The sequence below is a fragment of the Cohaesibacter intestini genome (genome assembly GCF_003324485.1).
GTDB lineage: Bacteria > Pseudomonadota > Alphaproteobacteria > Rhizobiales > Cohaesibacteraceae > Cohaesibacter > Cohaesibacter intestini.
In genome coordinates, this window is sequence record NZ_QODK01000010.1 from 1 (window position 1) to 17,735 (window position 17,735).

Here is a 17,735-nt window from a genome sequence, read left to right on the forward strand (position 1 = left end):
TCGTAAAAGAGCGCTGCCTGCGCAACTTGCCTCGGTCCCAGCATTCGCAAATCCCCCCTTTTCCTAAAAGGATTGAATCAGGACCAAGCGATTACTTCAACAGCTACTTTTTCAACACCATTCGCCCTCTTTACCAGTTGATACTCAGATAGTGAGGAGCGGGGCTAGGCATTCGCTTGAAGAATTCTGTAGATCTGCATTCGGGAACAGCCGAGGGCTCTAGCAATGGCACTTGGCCCCAATCCGTCAGATCTCATGCGTATCACTTCGCCTCGATCAATGCGTTGTTGGCCGCCCTTGTACTTGCCCTGCGTCTTCGCTCGTTCGATGCCTTCGCGTTGTCGTTCTTTGATGAACCGTCGCTCCATCTGAGCTACCATACCCAAGACCGTCATGACGATCTGGCCCATGTCGCCCTTAGTGGAAACGTAAGGGTCGAGGACGGTCACGAATGCACCCTTCTGCTCGCACTCATGAACTATGTTTAGAACATCGCGGGTATCACGACCAAGCCGATCAAGGCGGGTCACGATCAGCTCATCGTCGGGGCGAAGGAACTCTAGGATTGTAGCTAGTTCGGCACGATTTTCGCGGCTTCCTCCAGATACCTTTTCTGACCTGATCAAACCGCAGCCTTCAGCCCCAAGCCGATTTTGTTGAATTTCCAGATCTTGTTCATGCGTACTGACGCGGGCGTAGCCTATTTTTGCCATGTGTCACCTCAGGGTTTAGGCTTGAGGCTAGCAGGTGACAAATAGTCACTGTCAACCCTGATGTGACGCCCTGAGGTGTAACAATGGCCTGTCACGGCAGGGTATACCTTGAAGTGACGCAAACACTGGCTTTAGCTGGATCTGAAGTTACATGATCCTAGTGGTGGATTTAAATACCGGGTGGGAGGTCATTTGCTATTCTCAACTTGGATTGATCTCTATTGGCAATCAGGGCGCTCGATACACGCAACCGGTCCGTAAAGTGACGTTTCAGCATAGTTACATAATCGCCAAACATGCGAAGGCTAGAGATTGGCCGATTTTAGTTTGCACCGGCCAACCACTGTCATTAAGCCCTATTTCTTGCCGACTTCATAATAGGGTTCGGTCTTGTTGACCAAGGATCCTCCGAACGCATAAACGGTGTATTGTGCATTGGCATCATACTCCATTCCGAGTGCTCCGTCAGGCATGCCTGGGACAGCGATGCCTTTAATGTCTGGGCGTTCTTTCAGCATTTTTGCCAGCGCCGTCGGGTGGACATGGCCTTCCACGACATAGCCGTCAATCACGGCTGTATGGCAGCTTTCCATATCCTCCGGTACACTGAACTTTTGTTTTGCCCAATCGAGATCTTCGATATTTTTGCTCTCAATCTTGTAGCCAAGCTGCACAAGAGTCGCTATCCAGCCGCCGCAGCATCCGCAAAATTCGTTTTTGTAGACCGTCATCGTATTGGATTTAGCTAGACCAACTTGAGACGTGAGGGCAATTCCGCCTGCGACAAACAGGGATACCAAGAGATTCTTTTTGAGGGACATGTTCGTGCCTTTCCCGCTCCCCTGATTAGAGAGGTATTCATGTGACTTGAGAAATAGAGAAACCATTCGTGCAGAATTTACGCACGATATGCACAGGTCAGACGATGGGAGGGCGGAAACCCGTCTTTGGATTGAATGCTGCCAGTACCTTGTTCTTGTTCCATAAGGCATGGAAATGATGATCCAAATGAATTGCAGTGGGATTGAGTGCTGCAATAAGGCAGCAATCCATCATGCAAATCGATATTTCGGATTGGCAATTGGGCCCTAGACTGGTGCAGGTATCATCGTAATACAGTGCTGACGTCATAATCGTAGCATAGGATTGCGTCAGATCCGTATCACTATGAGTCACGACGTCAGACGTTCCATTAACGGTGACGGGCAAGGCCAGAAACAGCGCGACAAGAATGATGTTGACAGTAAAACGCATGAACGCTGTTTATCAGATATATCGTTGAACCGTTTTGATTTTAGTCATTTGGTTTGGGTGCGGTTAGCTCATCAGATACTTGATCAATGCCGCGATGATCAACAGCGCAATGATCAGGCCAATCCACATACCAAAACCACCCATACCAAACCCCATTTCGTATCCACTCATCATGAGTTGCTCCTTTCGATTTCAATGGTTGAAGACAAAACCGCCTCTACCCACCTGAGGCGAAGAGCATTGCTGAGCACGAATACGCTTGACAGGGCCATGGCTCCTGCCGCCAGCATTGGGGAGAGAAGCATGCCATTGATGGGATAGAGAAGTCCCGCAGCCACAGGGATCAGTAAGACATTGTAGCCAAATGCCCAGAAGAGATTCTGGCGGATATTGCGCATGGTGCGGCGGCTTATATCCAGCGCGTTAACAACGCCTCTCAGATCCCCAGACATCAGCACCACATCGGCACTTTCAATGGCCACATCAGTCCCGGTGCCAATCGCGATTCCGACATCGGCAGTGGCAAGCGCAGGAGCGTCATTAATGCCGTCGCCAACAAAAGAAACAGACTTACCCTCTTTCTTTAGCGCCTTAATAGCGTCCACCTTGCCATTGGGGAGAACTTCAGCCACCACATGGTCAATGCCCAATGTCGATGCGATGGCCTGTGCTGTCGCCTGATTGTCGCCTGTGATCATGGCCACTTGCAAACCCTGATTATGTAGGGCATTGATCGCTGCCGGGGTCGTCTCTTTGATGGGATCAGCCACCGCAATGAGCGCGACCAATTCGCCGTTCAGTGCCGCATATAGTGGCGTCTTGCCCTGCTGGGCCAAAAGACCTGCTTCTACATCGAAGATTGAAATGTCGAGGCCCTGTTTGATCATATATCGATCCGCACCAACCCAGAGCTGATTTCCATTGATGGTGCCTTCAACGCCGTAACCGGGAATGGCTTGGAACTCTTCCACGTGTTCGATAGACAGATCCTCTTTTTGGGCCGCTTCAACAATGGCATTTGCAACTGGATGTTCCGACTTGGCTTCAAGACTGGCTACAAGCGAGAGGATGTCCTCGCGCTCATGGTCTTCGGCAACATGCATGTCAGTTAACTCCGGTTTGCCCTTGGTGAGGGTGCCGGTCTTGTCGAGCGCGATGATCCGGGATTCATGTAGGGATTGAAGGGCATCGCCTTTTTTGAATAGAACTCCTAGTTCAGCCGCTCTACCAGTCCCCACCATGATCGAGGTGGGTGTGGCCAGTCCCATGGCGCATGGGCAAGCAATGATCAGCACTGCAACTCCGGCCACGAGCGCAAGGCTGAGCGCCGGGTCTGGGCCAAAGATGAGCCATGTCACAATGGTCAGGGCCGATATGCCAAGGACGATGGGTACGAACCAGCTGGTGATTTTGTCGACCAGTCCTTGAATAGGTAGCTTGGTCCCTTGGGCGTCCTGCACCATCTTGATGATCTGGGCGAGGACCGTATCTGCCCCTGTATTGGTCGCTCGAATAGATAGTGCTCCAGAGCCATTGACCGTACCACCCGTGACTGGGCTGTCTGTCGTTTTCTCAACCGGGATGGGCTCACCGGTTATCATGCTCTCATCGACGTACGAGATGCCATCGATGACAATACCGTCTACCGGTAGCCGTTCTCCGGGGCGAACCTCCACCAGCATATCCCGTTCCAACGCCTCAACCGGGATGGTTTGTAATCCGTTCTCTGTCTGAATGCGGGCGGTTTTGGGTTGCAGGCCAATCAGTTTCTTGATTGCTTCCCCGGTGCGACCCTTGGCGCGTGCCTCCAGCGTGCGTCCCAGAAGAATGAGAACCACAATCACCGCCGCCGCTTCGAAATAGACCATGCGTGTGCCTTGAGGCAAAAGGTCAGGGGCAAAGGTCACGAGTGTGGAGTAGCCGTAGGCGGCAGTCGTGCCCAGAGCCACAAGGGAGTTCATGTCTGGTGTGGCCTTAACGAGAGCCGGGTAACCCTTTTGGTAAAAAAGACGTCCAGGTCCAAACAGGACCAAGCTGGTCAGAATAAACTGCATGATATGGCTGGTCTTTTCAGACAACAGCGAGGCAAATAGTTCCTTTGCACCTGGGATGAAATGAGAGGACATCTCAAACAGGAAAACGGGAGCTGTCAAAATGGCTGCCGCAAGGAAGCGGCGGAAGAGGATGTCCGCTTCTTTTTCCCGTTCTGCCTGAAGGTCAAGGGATTGGTCAGATCCTTCCGGTTTTGCCGAATAACCGAGCTTGGAAACGATTGCGGCCAACTTTTCTGGGCCGGTGCGCCCTTCCCAATAACTGATGGTTGCGCTTTGAGCAGCAAGATTAACCGACGCTTCAAGAACGCCGGGAGTTGCAAGCAATGCTTTCTCTACCTTGCCCACACAAGAAGCGCAGGACATATCGGCAATGGACAAGCGCGATTCTCTTGTTACTGCTGGATATCCGACTTTCTTGAACGTTTCGATCAACACCTGTTGTTCAACTGGGCGATCCAGCGTCAGAATGGCGGTCTGATTGGCGAGATTAATGGTCGCATCCAAAACGCCATCCAGCTTCTTTACGGCTTTTTCCACCCGTCCAGCGCAAGACGCACAGGACATCCCTTGTAATTGATAGGTATCGCTGATTGACTGAGACATGGTTTTTCCTGCTTTTGACCTGAAGTCGTTTCGTCTGACCGCTAAGATAGGAGTTCCGGCAACTGGAAGGTCAAGGGCGCGAAAAAGATTTATTGGTCCAACTTTCAATGCTTGACCTTCCAGTAGGTGGAAGCCTTACTATGGGGAAGTACGGAGGGTTTGTTGTGACCGAGAAACAAGAAAGAAGTCAGCAGGAAACAGACATGCTTGGGCAGGGGGACACTATCCATCACGGAATATTGCTCAAGGCGGCTGAACTTGGTTTCACGGAAGAAGAGATTGAAAATCTGAGAAGCACCTATGGGGCAATAGGGCGGAGAAACAAAAAATGAATATCGGTCATGCGTCCAAAGCCAGCAATCTGCCCACCAAAACCATTCGCTATTATGAAGACATCAATCTGATCAATCCGGCCCGCACGGCCAATGGCTATCGGGATTATTCAGACAATGACATCCATCGACTGTCTTTCTTGCAGCGTTCTCGTTCTCTTGGCTTTAGCATTGAAGAATGTCGCTTGCTCTTGTCTCTCTATGATGATGAGAACCGCGCCAGCGCTGATGTGAAGTCCATTGCTATGTCCAAGATCACAGAGATCGACAGAAAGATCGCTGAGCTAAAGAGCTTGCGCCACACATTGTCGGAGCTCGCCCACAATTGCCACGGCAACGACAAGCCGGATTGTCCCATTCTGGACGGACTGGCTATGGACAACAAGGGCTCGGAATAGACAATGACGCTGAATGCCTCCTTCTACCGGACATCTGGGTTGGTGCTGACATTGCTTGGCATGCTCGCCCTTGTCCTGACGGGAGGAAGCTTCAGTCATGCTCATGAAATTATCCCTACCGGCCATGATCATCACCACGCGTATGATCACGACGATGATGTATCCCATCATCATGATGATAAGACACAAGGGAGCAGTGAAGGGCCTATCCATTGCGGAGCGCCGATCCTGACCTTGGTTTTTCAGCAAATCATCGTATCTGTTAGTGGCAAGGAGAGGGTAACGGGCAAATCGATTGTTGATCTGATTCCACGTGTCCTATCTCCTGAACCACCGCCACCCCGTCTCGCCTGATTGAAAATGAAGCAAGTTTCCAATTTCAATCAATAGGCGATCATCAAATGAAAAAACTGATCTTTTCTACCGCAGTTATCGCAATCATTTCTGCCACCACTCTCCCTGTTTCTGTTTCTGCTCACGGTGGAGCAAGCGGCATCGTCAAGGAACGGATGGATGCAATGGGCATGATGGGCGATGCCGTCAAGGTTCTAAAGGATATGATGCAGGGTAAGGCAGATTATGATGCTACGACCGTGCGTGAGCAGGCTTCTATCATCCAAAAACATGCCGGCGACGCGCTGACCAAGGCGTTTCCTGAAGGCTCACTCGATAAGCCTACTGAGGCCAAACCGGAAATCTGGACCGATTGGGAGCGTTTCACTGTGCTTGCCAAACAGCTGGAGAACTTTGCCGAAGGCCTTGGCCTAGCGGCAGACAATGGTCTTCAGATGGGGCAAGGCATGAGATCTGGTATGGGGTCTGGCAAAGGCATGGGTGCCATGATGGACGGTCAATCTCCCATGATGGGAGGCAAAGGCATGATGGGCCAGATGATGGGTGATGATCATTTCAGCCCAGAAAGTCTCGCCAAGATGCCTGTGCAGGGTGTCTTCACTATGATGGTTCAGACCTGCTCAGCCTGTCACACCGATTTCCGTATCGAGAAGAAATAGCCCATGAAGAAGCTAGGACTTCTGGTGATTGCGGCTCTGGTATTGTCCGGGGCTGCTTTCACGATACTTGATCAATGGCCAATTGGTCGGGATCCTGATCTGGATACATTGAAAGGTGTCCCTGAGCGGGGAGCCTATCTTGCGCGAATGGCCGGATGCATTGCCTGTCACACCAACATCAAGGATGGAGGCAAGCCGCTGGCAGGAGGCTTGGCCTTAAAAACTGATTTTGGAACCTTCTATTCACCCAACCTGACGACCCACAAGACCGAGGGTATCGGTGGTTGGACGGTCAATGATTTCGCCAAGGCGGTTCGTCAGGGCGTGTCCCCGGACGGGAAGCCTTATTACCCGGCTTTCCCTTATCCTTTTTATGCCCAATTGAGCGATCAGGATGTTGCCGATCTTTGGGCCGCGTTCCAAACCGTGCCTGCCGTCGATGAGGCCTCCAAATCGCAAGATCTCGGCTTTCCATTCAATGTGAGGGCCTCGCTCAAGCTCTGGCGGGCATTGTTTTTCGATCAGACGCCATTGATACCCAAGGAAGGCAAGAGCGAGATGTGGCAGCGTGGCCAATATATCGTTGAAGGCCCAGCTCACTGCGCGGCATGCCACACCCCCCGTAACATTTTAGGAGCAAGGCAGGCCGAGGCCGCTTTGCACGGAGCTGACAGATTGCCCGACGGTGGAAAATCTCCAGCCATCACCGCTGATGTTTTGAAGAGCCGGGGGTGGGATAAGGACAGCTTGGCCTATGCGCTGCAAACAGGCCTCACTCCTAACGGAGATGTGTTTGGCGGTTCGATGGGAGAAGTGGTACGAGATGGAACGGCCTTTCTAAGCCAACAGGACAGGGAAGCCATCGCCATCTATTTGCTGGATCTGGATGAATGATATGAGAATAAATCGAAGAGACTTCCTAAAGACCAGTCTGGGAGCAGCAACCCTTGGAACCATGCCGGGTTTTTTGTCCATTTCCTATGCCAAGGATGGCTTCATAGAAATACGCGCCATGGAGGCAGAGCAAAAGCTCTATCTTGGCGATGTACCAAGCTCAACACTCTGGACGTATAATGGCACGGCCCCGGGGCCGGAAATCCGGGTCAAGCAAGGGGATCGGGTCAAGGTTCGTTTTGTCAATGAGCTCAAGGAACCCACATCAATCCACTGGCATGGCATTCGCATCGCCAATGACATGGATGGCGTGTCCGGCCTAACGCAAGATCCCGTCCAGCCGGGCGAGATATTTGAATATGACTTTGTCGTGCCTGATGCCGGGACTTATTGGTATCACGCCCACAATAAGAGCTGGAATCAGGTCGGGCGCGGGCTTTACGGGCCTCTGATCGTCGAAGAACCTTACCCCACCTTCGATCCCGACCATGATCTTACCCTTGTTATTGACGATTGGCGTCTCAACCAGCAAGGTCAGCTTGATGAGCGGTCGATGGGAGCCATGATGGATTGGAGCCATGGTGGACGACTTGGCAACTGGCTCACAGTCAACGGTCAGAGCATGCCGGACTTTGAACTGACGGAGGGAGAGGCCTATCGTCTGCGCCTCATCAATGTCTGCAATGCCCGCATTCTTGAGATGGATCCCAATCGGTTTGATGCCAAGATTTTGGCTTATGATGGCCAGCCGCTCGCAAAGCCTAAAGTGTTGACCTATCAACCTTTCTTGTTAGGTTCAGCCCAGAGGGTTGATCTGTTGGTTATCCCAAAAGCAGGTGGCGACTTCGCCCTTGAAGAGCTGTCGGGCCGCGAGCCCTTTCCCTATGCCACCTTCAAGGTGACGGGGTCATCCAACTCAGCTGCCCCAATTCCGGTTTTGAAGCCTAACAAGATCCCGGAGCCTAATCTTGACAGCGCCAAACACTTCAAACTTCATATGACGGGTGGGGTAATGGGGAGGATCGACAAGATCATCTATAAGGGCAAGGAGCTTGAGGGGCAGGATTTCCCCCGAACCAAACAGTTTTGGGCCTTCAATACTATCGCCAATCTGGCCGAGGATCCATTCTTTGCAGCAAACCGTGATGAGACCATCGTCATAGAGATGATCAATGATACAGCTTTCGCTCATGCAATGCATGTTCATGGACATCATTTCCAAATATTGGAGCGGGAGGGTAGTGTCGTTGATGAGGGTCGCCCTTGGAAAGATACCTTCCTCATCGGACCAGAGCAGACCACCAAGATTGCGTTTGTTGCTGACAATCCCGGCAAATGGCTGATACATTGTCATATGCTTGAGCATGCTGCCTCTGGCATGACAACCTGGTTTACAGTCGCGTAAGTGAGACCATGATCAAGATGCACCGAACTTTCCAGCGCTTCGTCGCTGCCCTCATGCTGCTTTCCTTCGCAGCCATGTTCGGTGCTGCCTATCTGCCGGTCGATCATCATGAAACCAGCCTGTCTGTGGTTGACGCACATGAAATTGTTGTCGAGAATAAAATGATCACCGCAATGACGGGTGCACATGATTGCTGTGATCAGGATATGGCCGCGAATGCTATCGAAGAGCTGCGTTGTTCTGTTGATTGCTCCTATTACTTTTCGTCAAATGAGTTTGCTTTTTACTCTTCGTCTCCGGCCTTCGGTGATGGGGTGACGCATTCTATGTTCCTTGCGCAGAAAACGAGTGTTCTACGTCCTCCAATAGCGTAAGCCTCATTCAAATTGCCTTTCTGTACACTGTCAGCATGCTTTTAAGCTGGTACGCATTTCTGCAGATGAATGCGGTAGATGGGCATATCTTCAAGACAATCGAATGATGAATGGTCGTCCGACCACGCATTGTATGCGCGGTGCCGACAAGGATACGTAATATGAAAAATGCAAAGAATGAGGTCGGTTCCAGCACCTTGCTGGAGCGCATTCTTCCCAAAACTTCACATGGCTGGTTTATGGCAGCCTGCTGCGCATTGATGGTGATCGGTGTGGGTATCGCTTTTGCAGGCAACTCTCAAGAGCAGACTTTGCCGAAAGCCCTATTAAGCCTTGCACCTATCGCTGGATGCTTCGTCATGCATTTGGTCATGCATCGCATGATGGGGCGCTCCTGCCACCAAGCCGACCATCAGTTGGCCTCCAAAGGGAAAGCCGAGCCTCGATGAACAAACCCCAATTCTCACGTCGCACTTTTATGATTGGATCTTCCATTCTGGCGGCAAGCACATTGGCGGGGTGTAACCGCACCACCAAAGGCTCGGTTGCAACTGCGCCCAGCATTCCGAGCCCCTATGCCACCATGTATGGTCCGATGCCGCATGAGCGCTTTCCGCTACCAGGCATTAATCTTGACAAAATTCCTGAGAAATATCTCCGACGGGTCGTTTCCTATCGAACCGACGAGAAGGTTGGAACACTGATCGTCGATACCAAACACTACTTCCTCTATCTCGTTCAGGAAGATGGCAAGGCGATCCGGTATGGCGTCGGATTAGGGCGTGCTGGCTTTGAGTGGTCAGGGCGCGCAACCGTGGCCCGAAAAGCATCTTGGCCAACATGGACACCGCCTGAAGAGATGATCGCAAGACAGCCGGAGCTCGAAAAGTGGAGCTGGAAGAATGGCGGCATGCCGCCAAGTCTTAAGAATCCATTGGGAGCGCGCGCCCTCTACATTTACCAAGACGGCAAGGACACCCTCTATCGACTGCATGGAACAGCCGAGACTTGGTCCATAGGGAAGGCTGTCTCATCTGGCTGCGTTCGTTTGCTCAATCAGGATATTGTCGACCTTCACCGCCGTGTGCCAAATCAGACACCGATTGTCGTGCTGTAGGAGACGCTATGAAAAAGCCAATTCTAATCGCGACGCTCACCATGGCCCTGATGACATTGGGGCTAGGGGGATATTACTTCGTCACTCAACAGGCCGATCCATTTTTACTGAAGCCAAGTAACAAGAAAATCGTCTCGCTTGGTCGGACAGTTTACGCGGATAACTGCGCTTCCTGTCATGGCGAAAAACTGGAGGGTGAGCCGAACTGGCAAACTCCGAATGAGGAAGGATACCTGCCGGCTCCACCTCATGATGAAACCGGACATACATGGCACCACCCTGATGATGTTCTGTTCGGTCTGACCAAATTTGGTCTGGTCAAATTCGCCAAACTCAAGAACCACAAGTCCAATATGCCTGCCTATGAGGACATCCTGAGCGACGAGGAAATCGTCGCAGTTCTGTCTTTTATCAAGAGCGCTTGGTCTGAGGAGATTCGGGGAGTTCACGATCAAAGGAATGCATTGGCAGCCGAAAGGAGCAAACCATGAATAGGCGCCAATTTCTGACAGCCACTTCAGTCGTGGGGCTCGGAGCCGTTGGTCTTTATACCTTCGGAGGCAGCAGCTCAATGAGAGCCGCTGATCTTGAAGGCATGCCGAGGCTGAAAATGCCACCATTGCTCGATGCAAGGGCCGACAGATCTCCCGAGTTGGTCGCTCAAAAGGGGAATACCGTCTTTGTGGGTAATGCTTCAAACCAGACCTTTGGCTTCAATCAGTCCTATCTAGGCCCGACATTGGTACTCGAGAAAGGGGACTTCAACCCGGTCATCAGAAATGAGTTGCCGACGCCGGTTAGTGTGCATTGGCATGGGCTATTGGTTCCGGGCGATCATGATGGAGGGCCTCACATCCCGGTCAATCGCGGCGAGGAATGGTCACCGGAAATCACGATTGACCAGCCACCGGCAACTGTCTGGTACCACACTCATATTCATGAAAGAACGGCCCATGATGTCCATAAGGGTTTGGCTGGGGTCATTCACCTGACTGATGGCCGGGATGATGATCGAGACTTGCCTAACAGATATGGAATCGATGATCTCACTCTGGTTCTTCAGGACCGCCGCATCAATGAAAGTGGCTTTGTGTCCTACCGCTTGTCCATGCCTGATCTGATGCATGGTTTTACCGGCAACACCATGCTGGTCAACGGGCAATATGGAACAGTCGGAGCCGTGCCCAACGGGATTGTTCGCCTCCGTCTCATCAATGGATCCAACGCGCGGATCTATTCGTTGTTTTTCGAAGATAACAGGGAGTTCCAGTTGATCGCGACGGATGCCGGTTTCTTGGCGAAGCCTGCAACGATGTCCAACTTACCATTGTCTCCTGGAGAACGTGCTGAAATTCTGGTGGATTTCTCTGACGGGAAACCCGCCATGCTCATGAGTGGGGGTGATCCAAATCAGGGGCCCGGCGGCATGATGGGGCGCATGCGCGGTTTTGTTGATCAGTTCGTGGACAGAGACTTTGCAATCCTGCCATTCGCCGTCGACGAGCGTATGGAAGCCCGGATTACCAAATTCCCTGATGAGTTGGACGGTGCAGATATCACCCTCAGGGAAGAAGATAGCATCAGAACACGCTCATTTTCGCTGGACATGGGGATGATGGGCATGATGGGAGGAGGAGGCTTTGCCATCAACGGGGAGCCGTTCGATATGAATAAGGTCAATCTTGAAGTCGCTCTTGGATCAACAGAGACATGGCGAGTTTCCAGCGCCATGCTATCCCACCCCTTCCACATTCACGGCGCCGTCTTCAAGGTTCTGTCAGAAAACGGACGCAGTCCGCAGCGCCACAATGAAGGCCTCAAGGATACTGTTTTAGTGCAGGACCAGATCGATCTTTTGGTGCGCTTCGACAAACCGGCGAGCCGGGAAAAACCTTTCATGTATCACTGCCACATTCTGGAGCATGAGGATGCGGGAATGATGGGTCAATTTGCCGTGGTCTAGCCAATTTTTTCAAAAATCAGGATTCTATCATGAAATCTCTAACCACAATTTTCGCCGCCTCCATAATCGCCTTCACACCCATCTCGGCGATGGGTGACCAACTGACAGGTGATCAGATCAAGAAGCTCGCACTTGAAGCCATTCTGGAAAATCCCGAGATCATCCGCGACGCCATTACCTTGCTTCAGGAAAAGGAAGAACTGGCAAAAAGGGAAGAAAGAAAAGCAGTCATACAGAGTCAGATTGTGGCTCTTGAGCAGGACGAAAATGCGCCTGTGCTCGGCAACCCAAATGGGGATGTCACGGTTGTTGAGTTCTTTGACTATAACTGCCCTTACTGTAAGAGTGCAGTGCCGATGATCAAGGCCGCCATCAAGAATGATCCGAATTTACGGATCGTTTATAGGGAGTGGCCAATCCTGAGCGAAGGGTCGATGTTCGCGGCGCGAGCAGCCTTGGCTGCCCGAGAACAGGGAAAATACGAAGAGCTGCATTGGGAGTTAATGGAGGTTCGCGGCAGGATCGATGAAGCCGTTGTCATTAAAGCCGCAGAGAATGTAGGGTTGGATGTCGACAAGCTAAGAACTGATATGAAGACTCCCCAGATTGACGCCCATATCGAAAAATCGATGCAGCTTGCACAGCTGCTGAGCTTTTCCGGAACACCATCCTTTGTCGTTGGGGAAAATGTCGCTCCTGGATTGATTTCGCCCAACCAACTTCAAGATATGATCGACGAAGCCAGAGAAGTTCAGGCTGCAAAAGAATGACGGATGCCCGCCTGACGTCAGATCACAAGCGGAAGAGTATGCCCAAGCGTCATAAGGAACCGTTTGTGAAAGGACAGATGCTGCGCTTGGCGGTGGTGTTCTTCTTGCTTTTGATCATTGTCCTTGTCTTCACCAGTGAGACTGGAAAGAGCCTCCTAGAGTTTTTCGACAAGGATGCAATCGGCGGTCTTGTCCAAAAGGTTGGCCACTGGGGTCCCTTGCTGATTGTTGGAATGATGGCAACGGCCGTGGTCTTTAGTCCCCTGCCTTCAGCACCAATCGCTGTTGCCGCCGGTGCCGCCTATGGGCATATTGGGGGAACGGTAAGTGTCGTTCTCGGAGCGTCGTTGGGGGCTGTAATTGCATTCTTATTGGCCCGATGGTTGGGGCAGGACTTCGTTCGCAAATGGTCTGTTCTACCTGATCGACACTTTTTGCAGCCCTCTCAGCGCGCTCTCATGCTGACTGTGATCGCTGCTCGACTGATCCCATTTGTCTCATTCGACGCAGTCAGTTATGCCGCAGGGCTCACCAAACTGTCTTTGTTCAACTTCTCGGTTGCAACTGTGCTTGGCCTTATGCCTATGAGCTTCTTTCTTGCTCACATTGGTGATCAATGGGTAACGACGGAAGGAAACGACCTCATGAGTTGGGTCTTTGTTGCAGGTGCCTTCTCTCTTCTTCCTGCTGCTGGATATGCGGTGAAGTGGCTTCAGGACAGACGATCATCACAAAACGGATAAGGATCTCACCCATGTCAAAATATTTTGTTCTGGCCTTCATCGGATTGGGGCTACTCATCATGTTTTATCAAAATATGAATGGTGCTCCAGATAGCTCTGTTGAGGTTCTGGTTCCGTCTTTTTCTGCAACAGCATTAAAAGGGCAAGAGCTCTTCAACGAGAATTGTTCCGGATGTCATGGAGAGAATGGATCTGGATCGGATGTTGGACCGCCTTTGATCCATGACATATACAAACCCAGTCATCACGGTGATCAGGCGTTTTATCTCGCGGCGCAAATTGGTGTTCGGGCACACCACTGGCCTTATGGCAATATGCCTAGGCAACCTCATATAACACCAGAAGTTATGGCATCGGTTATTCAGTTTGTTCGGGAGACACAGAGAGCCAATGGCATTTCGATGCAATAGTGCCAAACAAAGAACGAGGTCACGGGGTCGGCCCCGTGATCTCATAGTTTCCGCGCTGCGTCTTTTTCAGTTTGCCAGCTCGAACGAGGTGTGCAAGGGAGCGGTAGACGGATTCATGGCTTAGACCGATCGTCGCCGAAAAGTCCATAATCGATCCCTTTAAAAATCCGGCGTTTAGCGCTTGCCAAACCCTTTCCTGTGAAGATTTGATCGCCATGATTTCGACTTGTTGTCGGTAGGCCTGGACTTGCCTTGCCAGCATTTTACTGAAGGATATCGAGAATCTGGCATCGCGCTCCAATGCATCAAGAATTCCCTTCTTGTCCAAACGCAACAAGCCACTGTCCGACTGACAGACTGCATCACAATGATAAGTATCAGAGAAAATGGATGCCTCAGCGAAGAATGTACCAGAAATAGCATGATGGACAATTTGTTGATCGCCCGTCGTCGTGTATCGACGAAGCTGAACTTGCCCAGATTTTAGGTAATACATTGCTGAACATTGCTCACCCTGCCGGAAAATGTACGACCCACTATTCCGGTTGATAAGAGTTGCCAATGGCTCTGTTAGGGAATTCAAGAAATCTGTTTCCATATGATCACAATCATAAGTGAAAGAACTGATCTTGTCTATTGTGCGTGCAATCAGACAGGAGAGATGAATGAAATATCTTATGCTCACAATATTGCTGCTATTCTTACCATCAGCAATATCAGCCCAACATGCACATATGGATTCTTCAGAGATCAGAGAAACCGGTCAGGACGCTTTTGCAGCTTTGGCTGAGATTGTTATCAAGCTTCGGGAAAATCCAAATACAGATTGGTCCACGGTCTCGGTTTCAGCATTGCGTGCTCACTTACAAGACATGAACCGAGTAGCGCTTCAAGCTGAGGTGCGCACAGAGAAACAAGATCTTGAGACATCATTTCATGTCGAAGGAGAGGGAAGTGTTATCGGATCAGTACAGAGAATGGTACTCGCGCATGCGCCGATGCTTGAAACCGATAGTGGTTGGACGGTGAAGGCTGAGACCAAACCTGAAGGGGCAATTTTGACTGTTGGAGCCAAGAGCTTGGAAGAGCAGCGAAAGATCAACGCATTGGGGTTCTTCGGTTTAATGACAATCGGTGCCCACCACCAAATGCATCACCTGATGATAGCAACTGGTAATGACCCGCACTGATGATCAGCAAACGTAGCCCTAATGGCGCGGTTATGCCTACGCTTGCTAACGGTTGCGAAGATGTTAAGTGTTGCGTATTTGTGTCTGAGTTAATTCAGTGTCAATCTCAGGCTTTTTTTGTTGAATTCAACGAAATTGGCACGAATGGCTGCTCATAAAAAGAAAAAGCCCCACAGGGCTTACCTGAGGGGCTTGGGTGTCGTTTTGATGCGTTGGGTGCTGGCTGGGGCCTTACAGCTTCACAATGCCCGTGTAATCGACCATGCGGCCCTGTTCGAGCTTGATGGCGGCACGGTAGCCGCGTTTGCCTGATACCGAGAATACGAACTTGTCGTCGCTTTGCTCGATGAGCTTGAGCAAGTTCCCTTCTGCGTCTTGCAGAAGGTCAGCATCGAAGTCACTGTCCGATAGGCCCATGTCTCGCATGAAGGTGGCATTGTGAGCGATTGCCTCTGCGGCTTGCTGGCGCTTCTTTCTATCTTTGATGCCCCAGATGTTCCCGGCGATGTAGGAAAGGATGATCACTATCAGTGAAGTAATCAGGGCGACATTGCCAAAGTCTTTGGTGAGTGCAACGCCTACGAACAGCCAGCCTCCGGTGCCGATGGTGATCAGAATGGTGGAGCCAAGGAAAGTGACGAAGAATTTATAGGCATCTCCACGGCCTTGGCCAAGATAGAAATTCCGCCAACCAAAGGCGATCAGTAGAATGCCAATGATGGCCCAGACGATTGGGTTCTTCTTTGCGGCTTTATAGAGGTCCCGGCCAAAGCTTGCTCCGAAGCCGTATGTCGACGCTGTTGCCAGTTGCTCAAGCATCGCTATTTACTCCGGTGGTGCCGTTTGCCTGGTCAGGCTGGCTCTGTGCCTGAAGTGCGATAGCCAGGGGCTCCAGAACAGTTGTGTTGAGGTCCAGCAAAGCGTCGGGAAGTTGGTTGAATAGATCATTGATATTGAAGGCCTGGGGTTTGCTGCTGTCTTTGTCGGTTTCTAGCTCAATGCTTCGCAGCGTGGCTTCATACCGCCAGTCTGTGTCGCTTTCCTTGAAGCGATGGCGAAGAGGTATCAGTGCCGCTTTGAAAGGGGTAAAATAAACCGACTTCTCATCAGGCATCCTCAATTGAATGTCGATGGAATGACGGAAGTAGCTGTTGATTTCTAGATTCAGCAAGATCGGCAGGGGAGTGATCTCGAAGGCATCTGTATCCGGGTTTCGGATCTTTACGCCGATTTGGAGGTCGATTTCGGCTCGGTCCGAGAATTCAAATCCGCCATTGTCGATGAAGTGCAGTCTGACTTTTTCAGTACTGGCCGCTTTGGCAATCTCATCGCAGCGTGGCCACAGCCTTGCGCAAATGAGGTCATAAGCGCAGAGATCCTGTCTGATAATTTCATTGAGGACCGGCCCGTGCTGATCCCAAAGTTGGGCTACTTGTTTCACTTGATCCTTGTTCATTGGAATGCTCTCTTGAATAGGTTTGATCTTGTTTTGTTCTATCAATATTCGTCCGCACGCATGACGGTCATCACCCGTGTCGTCTGAGCCGGGTCAGTTGGATCTGGTGAGCCATATTCCAAGTTCCGGTCGTAGCATTCAATCTTGAAGAAGAAGGTGCTGCCGTCATGAGAAAGCGAGCCGAAGTCATGTTCGCCGTATGGGTCATTGTCAGCACCAAACCCATCAAAGCACCGAATGGCTTGTAGCAAGGCTGATTGACCCTCAGCAGGCAAGCTGAGTACGCCTGGGGTGAGGAATACCTGCCCACCTTGAAGGGTCGAGCGGAATGCGTCATTGAGGACGCAAATCTTTTCAGATGATCCGCTCATTCTTCATACTCCCAGTCAAATTGGTTGAGGTCGACTTTGGGGTGTAGCATGGCCAGATCCGACACCTGTCGCTGGAAGTTCGGCTCATCAGTGTAGTCGCGCCAGCGCAAGGTAAAATTGATTGGCCCTGTCTTGCCGATGATCACGGCTAAGTAGAAACTTTCCTCTTCAACATCACGGGCAAGCACCAAGGAACCGACCCCAAGCTTGGACCATTCATCAGGCACTTTGCCTTCGATGACTGAAGCGCTTGAAGCAACGGAAGCTTCACTGCTCGATCCAGCACTATCAGCATCACTACTGGCGACCAACTGAAGCTGGGGTGCTTTATCTGCCTGAGGTGCAAAGCCCATCAATTTATCGAATACCTCACCTTGGATGCGGGGCATGAACAGCTTGCCGCTGTCGAAGATCCGGCCCTTCGGCACCCGTTGGGCCAATCCCATAATCTTAGTTCCTTTCACCACGACGGCCACTGAGCCAGCCGCTTTCGCGCTTGCCTTGGCGACCTTTGCATCGCTTGCCGCGAACCATGAGCCACGGGCAACGCCGCTCACATCTTTGGTGATCACCACGAGCGCGGGTTCATCATTGGAACCGGCGTAGGTGATCTGTCTGGCTGCATCTGCCATTGCATATCTCCGTGTCTGGAAGGTGGAAGAAGGCACTCGGCCA

At 51.3% G+C, this 17,735-nt stretch carries 23 protein-coding genes; 15 read left to right on the top strand and 8 right to left on the bottom strand.

The window, feature by feature from the left end; genetic code table 11:
* Positions 1 to 164: 164 nt before the first annotated feature.
* From DSD30_RS20640 to DSD30_RS20655, 3 genes are all read right to left on the bottom strand, one after another.
* A complete protein-coding gene (locus DSD30_RS20640) occupies positions 165 to 713 on the bottom strand; it encodes a recombinase family protein (protein ID WP_114011655.1) in 549 nt (182 codons plus the stop codon).
* 356 nt (positions 714 to 1,069) lie between these two features.
* Complete coding sequence (locus DSD30_RS20645; protein WP_114011656.1) at positions 1,070 to 1,534, bottom strand: DUF411 domain-containing protein; 465 nt, start codon at positions 1,532 to 1,534, stop codon at positions 1,070 to 1,072.
* Between the two features lie 603 nt (positions 1,535 to 2,137).
* Positions 2,138 to 4,624, bottom strand: a complete 2,487-nt coding sequence (locus tag DSD30_RS20655; protein ID WP_114011658.1) for a heavy metal translocating P-type ATPase — start codon at positions 4,622 to 4,624, stop codon at positions 2,138 to 2,140.
* A 164-nt stretch (positions 4,625 to 4,788) separates the two neighbouring features.
* Between DSD30_RS20655 and DSD30_RS20660 the strand changes: the two genes are divergently transcribed.
* From DSD30_RS20660 to DSD30_RS20720, 14 genes are all read left to right on the top strand, one after another.
* A complete protein-coding gene (locus DSD30_RS20660; RefSeq protein WP_157967808.1) occupies positions 4,789 to 4,956 on the top strand; it encodes a hypothetical protein in 168 nt (55 codons plus the stop codon).
* Positions 4,953 to 5,354: a Cu(I)-responsive transcriptional regulator gene (gene cueR, locus DSD30_RS20665; protein ID WP_114011660.1), complete on the top strand. Its 402-nt coding sequence runs from the start codon at positions 4,953 to 4,955 to the stop codon at positions 5,352 to 5,354. Before DSD30_RS20660 ends, cueR begins: the two co-directional genes overlap by 4 nt.
* A 3-nt stretch (positions 5,355 to 5,357) precedes the next feature.
* Positions 5,358 to 5,708: a hypothetical protein gene (locus DSD30_RS21680; protein ID WP_157967809.1), complete on the top strand. Its 351-nt coding sequence runs from the start codon at positions 5,358 to 5,360 to the stop codon at positions 5,706 to 5,708.
* Positions 5,709 to 5,755: 47 nt separating this feature from the next.
* Entirely contained in the window at positions 5,756 to 6,367 is a 612-nt protein-coding gene (locus tag DSD30_RS20670) for a c-type cytochrome (protein WP_114011661.1), read from the top strand.
* 3 nt (positions 6,368 to 6,370) lie between these two features.
* Entirely contained in the window at positions 6,371 to 7,261 is an 891-nt protein-coding gene (locus tag DSD30_RS20675) for a c-type cytochrome (protein ID WP_114011662.1), read from the top strand.
* A 1-nt stretch (position 7,262) separates the two neighbouring features.
* Positions 7,263 to 8,666: a multicopper oxidase family protein gene (locus tag DSD30_RS20680; RefSeq protein ID WP_114011694.1), complete on the top strand. Its 1,404-nt coding sequence runs from the start codon at positions 7,263 to 7,265 to the stop codon at positions 8,664 to 8,666.
* 8 nt (positions 8,667 to 8,674) lie between these two features.
* Positions 8,675 to 9,040, top strand: coding sequence for a hypothetical protein (locus DSD30_RS20685; protein WP_114011663.1), 366 nt, complete (start codon positions 8,675 to 8,677; stop codon positions 9,038 to 9,040).
* Positions 9,041 to 9,201: 161 nt separating this feature from the next.
* Positions 9,202 to 9,489, top strand: a complete 288-nt coding sequence (locus DSD30_RS20690) for a hypothetical protein (RefSeq protein ID WP_114011664.1) — start codon at positions 9,202 to 9,204, stop codon at positions 9,487 to 9,489.
* Complete coding sequence (locus DSD30_RS20695; RefSeq protein WP_114011665.1) at positions 9,486 to 10,157, top strand: L,D-transpeptidase; 672 nt, start codon at positions 9,486 to 9,488, stop codon at positions 10,155 to 10,157. The genes DSD30_RS20690 and DSD30_RS20695 overlap by 4 nt, the downstream gene beginning before the upstream one ends.
* An 8-nt stretch (positions 10,158 to 10,165) precedes the next feature.
* The gene (locus DSD30_RS20700) at positions 10,166 to 10,648 is read left to right on the top strand and encodes a c-type cytochrome (protein ID WP_114011666.1); all 483 of its coding nucleotides are present in this window, start codon (positions 10,166 to 10,168) and stop codon (positions 10,646 to 10,648) included.
* Positions 10,645 to 12,120, top strand: a complete 1,476-nt coding sequence (locus tag DSD30_RS20705) for a multicopper oxidase domain-containing protein (RefSeq protein WP_157967810.1) — start codon at positions 10,645 to 10,647, stop codon at positions 12,118 to 12,120. Before DSD30_RS20700 ends, DSD30_RS20705 begins: the two co-directional genes overlap by 4 nt.
* 29 nt (positions 12,121 to 12,149) lie before the next feature.
* Complete coding sequence (locus DSD30_RS20710) at positions 12,150 to 12,890, top strand: DsbA family protein (protein ID WP_114011667.1); 741 nt, start codon at positions 12,150 to 12,152, stop codon at positions 12,888 to 12,890.
* Positions 12,887 to 13,633 (top strand): TVP38/TMEM64 family protein, encoded by a 747-nt coding sequence (locus DSD30_RS20715; protein ID WP_114011668.1) that lies wholly within the window; start codon positions 12,887 to 12,889, stop codon positions 13,631 to 13,633. Before DSD30_RS20710 ends, DSD30_RS20715 begins: the two co-directional genes overlap by 4 nt.
* An 11-nt stretch (positions 13,634 to 13,644) precedes the next feature.
* Complete coding sequence (locus tag DSD30_RS20720) at positions 13,645 to 14,043, top strand: cytochrome c (RefSeq protein WP_114011669.1); 399 nt, start codon at positions 13,645 to 13,647, stop codon at positions 14,041 to 14,043.
* Between the two features lie 19 nt (positions 14,044 to 14,062).
* On the opposite strand, the gene DSD30_RS20725 is transcribed toward DSD30_RS20720, so the two are convergent.
* On the bottom strand, positions 14,063 to 14,641 hold the full coding sequence (locus DSD30_RS20725; protein ID WP_114011670.1) for a Crp/Fnr family transcriptional regulator: 579 nt from the start codon (positions 14,639 to 14,641) through the stop codon (positions 14,063 to 14,065).
* Between the two features lie 67 nt (positions 14,642 to 14,708).
* On the opposite strand from DSD30_RS20725, the gene DSD30_RS20730 reads away from it, so the two are divergent.
* The gene (locus DSD30_RS20730; protein ID WP_157967811.1) at positions 14,709 to 15,233 is read left to right on the top strand and encodes a hypothetical protein; all 525 of its coding nucleotides are present in this window, start codon (positions 14,709 to 14,711) and stop codon (positions 15,231 to 15,233) included.
* 231 nt (positions 15,234 to 15,464) lie between these two features.
* Here the strand turns inward: DSD30_RS20730 and DSD30_RS20735 are convergent, their stop codons facing one another.
* Genes DSD30_RS20735 through DSD30_RS20750 form a run of 4 tightly spaced genes read right to left on the bottom strand, consistent with a single transcriptional unit; the run spans position 15,465 to position 17,692 of the window.
* Positions 15,465 to 16,052: a hypothetical protein gene (locus tag DSD30_RS20735; RefSeq protein ID WP_114011672.1), complete on the bottom strand. Its 588-nt coding sequence runs from the start codon at positions 16,050 to 16,052 to the stop codon at positions 15,465 to 15,467.
* The gene (locus DSD30_RS20740; protein WP_114011673.1) at positions 16,045 to 16,689 is read right to left on the bottom strand and encodes a hypothetical protein; all 645 of its coding nucleotides are present in this window, start codon (positions 16,687 to 16,689) and stop codon (positions 16,045 to 16,047) included. Before DSD30_RS20740 ends, DSD30_RS20735 begins: the two co-directional genes overlap by 8 nt.
* Positions 16,690 to 16,730: 41 nt before the next feature.
* Entirely contained in the window at positions 16,731 to 17,060 is a 330-nt protein-coding gene (locus tag DSD30_RS20745) for a DUF3768 domain-containing protein (RefSeq protein WP_114011674.1), read from the bottom strand.
* Positions 17,057 to 17,692, bottom strand: coding sequence for a hypothetical protein (locus tag DSD30_RS20750; protein ID WP_114011675.1), 636 nt, complete (start codon positions 17,690 to 17,692; stop codon positions 17,057 to 17,059). The genes DSD30_RS20745 and DSD30_RS20750 overlap by 4 nt, the downstream gene beginning before the upstream one ends.
* Between the last annotated feature and the right edge of the window lie 43 nt (positions 17,693 to 17,735).